Genomic DNA, 4,084 nt, shown 5'->3' with positions numbered 1-4,084 from the left:
GGTAAATGGAAGTTTCCATTGCAGCAATGCTTTTTTTTGTAGGTCAGGGCGTGTAAACTATTGCCACAAACTGCACTCAATAGTTTATAGTCAACATCTAAATTATAGTCTATACATTTTGTTATAAAAACTTGATCGACTCATCCTTTTCTCATTAATAATTGTGACCAATATGAAAGCATTGCTAGACTTTATACCTTTATTAGCATTTTTTTACTTTGCCAAAACTCAAGGCATTTTAGCAGGTGCAGCGGCGATTTTAGTGTCAACGGTTATTGTTTCAATTATACATTTAATCACTCAAAAAGGTCGGCTTACTAAACAGCAAGCAGTGACCTTGGTATTAACTATTGTATTTTGTGGGTTAACTTTAGTATTTCATGACGAAATTTATTTAAAATGGAAATCGACAGTCATTAACGGTGTGTTCGCTATTGCTTTATTAATTAGTGTGCTTATTGGTAGACCGCTATTAGAAATGGCAATGAAAAGTGTGTTTAACTTAACCAAGTCTGGCTGGAACAAACTTACACTGGCTTGGGTAGGCTATTTTATTATTATGGCAATTTTGCAGTACTATTTTGCGTTTTATACCAGTAATGAGACTTGGATCAATTTTAAGAGCTGGGGCTGGCTTCCCTTTATGCTAGTATTTATGGTGGGTCAGTTTGTTATACTTAAAAACTATATCAATCCTGAAATCAGCAATGATAAGTCCAAAAAGTAAGGTTTACTATGCCGTTATTTATGATTATTGGTCACGATGTCGCCAATTCAACAGAATTAAGACAACAAATACGACCTGCCCATGTCACTCGGCTAAAGCAGCTAGAAGCAGAAGGACGTCTAATTATTGCTGGTCCTAACCCTATTGAGCATGGTAATGATGCCATGTCCGGTAGCCTTATAGTGGCTGACTTCGAGAGCCTACAAGCCGCACAAAGCTGGGTAAGTGAAGAGCCTTATTTAAAAACTGGCATTTATAGCCATGTGGACATCAAACCCTTTATCAAAACCCTACCTTCTGCCTAATTAGCTTACTGTTTTTTCTTATTGGAAATCATAGCCATGCCTGCTCCAGAATGCTTAGCACAAAAATCTGTAAACCTTTCTATGGTTAAACACAGAGCATCATCTAGAATTAACCCTTCAACAGATAACCGCAGCATACGCATACTACGTAACGCTATTTTTGCTAGTGTTCTTTTTGCTAGCTTTATGTCTAGTAGCGCTTATGCTGCGCCTACGGTAGTAGTGAATAATAATGCTCAGCAAGCCCCTACTACTGCGCCAGAAGATCCACAAGTTGCCCCGCAGCCAGCTACTCCCTTTAACATGATTAATCCTCAAAGCCCCAATCAACAGCAGACAAATAATGGTCAAAATGTAAGCGCTCTACAAAATCCAAATAGCTTGGCCAGTACCCTGCAACCAAAAGAATCTGAATTATCGGCAGCCAATCAACAGTTACTGAGCCGTAATGCCCAGTTACAACGTGCGGTAAATGACTTAGAAACCCGCGTCAACGTATTGATTAATGAGCGTAGTGGGCAGTTGTTTATGTATGGTGCTGTCACTGTAGCAGTGTCGTTATTTTTAGGGATGCTATTGGGAGCTTTTATATTTGGTAGACGCGATCGCTGGTAAATAATGGTTGAATAAAAAAGTTTAATATAGGGGCTTATTTGCAAGTTATCTTGCCAGCTAGTACAGTTTCGTCAAACAAGTGAGTCAGACCGTGAGTGAAACAGACAAAGTTATACCTGCCAAACTTTTATGGCAAGCAGATGAACTGGGTAATTTAGTGCCTGTCTCTGAGTTGTTCGAAGATGTCTATTACTCATTGGCTGACGGTCTGGCAGAATCTCGTTATGTTTTCCTTGAACAAAATCATCTTCCTGAGCGTTTTAGCTCGTTATTTGAACGATACGTCGCTTTACAGACTGATGACCCTAGTTGTGCTAGTTCAGAAACCTTTTCAAATAACTTTACCATTGCGGAGCTTGGCTTTGGCACCGGACTCAATATATTGGCAACTTGGCAACTGTGGCAACAGACCAAGCAAGCAATCTGTCTTCAAGACAATCAGCACCATAAACCTATTCAAACGCAAGCTATGTATCGTGAATTTGGCTATCAGACACCTCGTCTTCATTTAATCAGTACCGAAAAGCATCCCTTAACTATAGAGGACTTGACGCGTAGTTTACAAAGTTGGCAAGACAATGATCCTAGATTGATTCCGCTAATTACTCGCTTATTGTCGCTTTATCCCACCTTGGTTTCTGGCTGTCATCGTCTACATTTAGAAGATGATGTAACTCTAGATTTGTGGTTGGGTGATGCTACAGATAGCTTAAAAAAAATGACAAACTCTGTGTACCACTCAACGCTTCACGTATCTAATCAACCTAAAATAGATGCTTGGTACTTAGATGGGTTTGCCCCGTCCTGTAACGAATCCTTGTGGGCAGAGCAAATTTTTAACCAAGTAAACCGTCTATCACATGTGAATAGTACTTTGGCCACTTTTAGTAGTGCTGGGGTAGTAAAACGTGGTTTAGAAGCCGCTGGCTTTGAGATTAAAAAAGTAAAAGGCTTTGGCCGTAAGCGTCAAATGCTTACTGCCAAAAAAATAGCCGATATATACACCGATAATTTTAGCGATCTCGTGTCTGAACCTAAGCTGACACTACCACAAAAAGACCATTGCTCATACCCTAAGATTAACTGCTACCCCTATAGAAATATTGCTATTGTTGGCGCAGGGGTTTCTGGTTTGATGGCTGCGTGGGCGTTGGCGCAGCGTGGTATCCAAGTAACTTTAATAGATAAGTCTGCGCCTTTATCAGGTGCTTCTGGCAACCCTAGAGCCTTATTGGCTCCTAAAATGACCCCTATCGCTCATGTCGCTGAACATTTACATAGTATCGGCTACTTATATAGCCAACGCTTATATAGCCAATTAGATAGACGAAATGAACTTCTTTTTAACGCCGCCGATAAAGCGCCAAACTACTTCAGCCCTAGTAAGATATTTACTCATACTGGGACTCTCGACTTATTAGTAAAGTCCAATGCCGACGTCGCTCAAATTTCAGAATATCCACAGATAATGGCGACCACTTTGTCTGCTAAGCAAGCGCAGAACCTTAGCGGCTTACAGCATCAAAATTTAGATAAAAACTTGTACCTGCCTCAAGCCGGTTTAATAAACCCTAAAGCCTTAGCGGATACTATATTGGCTCATTCCAATATTCGCTTTATAAAAACTGAAGTCAAACAGATAAACCGGTGTCAAAATTCTAGCGATGACAGTGCTGGCATAAACCTGCAATGTGATTCAGATGACCTTAGTGACGATGATAAAGGGCCTTACGATGCAGTGGTTATTGCTGCAGCTTTTGATAGTCAGAGTTTAGACGCTCGTATTTTTGAGTTTCGTAGAATACGTGGACAGTTGTCATGGTTTGAGCCGACTAAAGCCCAACTTGAAGCATTACCTAAGCTTCCGCTTAAATATGGTGGCTACTGCGCTAGCTTTATTCCAAGCCCAAATGATGATCAGCTCAATCCAGTCAATGTAGGCACTCCTAGCTTTTTATTAGGCGCGAGCTTTGTACGCAACGATATGGACACCCAAATCCGTACCTCTGAGCATCAGGTCAATTGCCATAAGTTAATCGATGCGATTAGTGAATTAAAAAGCGTATTTATTGATAACCATAGTGTAGATGATCATATAGTAGAAGCATCTGGGCGTGAAAAAAAGCAGGTCTCTAGTTGCGGCTGGCAAGCGCGTGTGGGAATTCGTGCACAGACCCCTGATTATCATCCATTAGTGGGTCAGATAGACGATGAAGGATTGATATGGACTTTAAGTGGTATGGGATCTAAGGGCTATGCTTTTGCCCCAATATGTGCCCAAGTGTTAGCGGATATGATGACAGGTCAATACCCTCCACTTCCAAGCTCGCTTATAGATAGACTCTCACCCCATCGAAATAGTTTGCAAAAACCGTTGCCGAAATAGAGCGCTATATAATCATTATCGACTCATTATTAACTCATCAGTATTAACTCA

The 4,084-nt window shown here is 40.7% G+C and carries 4 protein-coding genes; all 4 read left to right on the top strand.

The genetic code is table 11. The features are described 5' to 3' along the window. Positions 1-172 precede the first annotated feature (172 nt). The 4 genes from ispZ (at position 173) to mnmD (ending at position 4,033) form a co-directional block, all read left to right on the top strand. The gene (ispZ, locus tag QZ265_RS05750) at positions 173-727 is read left to right on the top strand and encodes a septation protein IspZ (RefSeq protein ID WP_296404276.1); all 555 of its coding nucleotides are present in this window, start codon (positions 173-175) and stop codon (positions 725-727) included. 8 nt (positions 728-735) lie between these two features. After that, a complete protein-coding gene (locus tag QZ265_RS05745; protein WP_296404274.1) occupies positions 736-1,032 on the top strand; it encodes a YciI family protein in 297 nt (98 codons plus the stop codon). Positions 1,033-1,068: 36 nt separating this feature from the next. Beyond that, on the top strand, positions 1,069-1,647 hold the full coding sequence (locus QZ265_RS05740; RefSeq protein ID WP_296404273.1) for a hypothetical protein: 579 nt from the start codon (positions 1,069-1,071) through the stop codon (positions 1,645-1,647). Between the two features lie 91 nt (positions 1,648-1,738). Continuing rightward, positions 1,739-4,033 carry a tRNA (5-methylaminomethyl-2-thiouridine)(34)-methyltransferase MnmD gene (gene mnmD / locus QZ265_RS05735; protein WP_296404271.1) on the top strand — a complete coding sequence of 765 codons (2,295 nt, stop codon included), beginning with the start codon at positions 1,739-1,741 and terminating at the stop codon, positions 4,031-4,033. The last annotated feature ends 51 nt before the right edge of the window (positions 4,034-4,084 follow it).

It is taken from the genome of Psychrobacter sp., from assembly GCF_018260395.1.
Lineage (GTDB): Bacteria > Pseudomonadota > Gammaproteobacteria > Pseudomonadales > Moraxellaceae > Psychrobacter.
The sequence above is the reverse complement of the archived record's forward strand: the minus strand, read 5'-3'. Positions and strand labels throughout refer to the sequence as shown.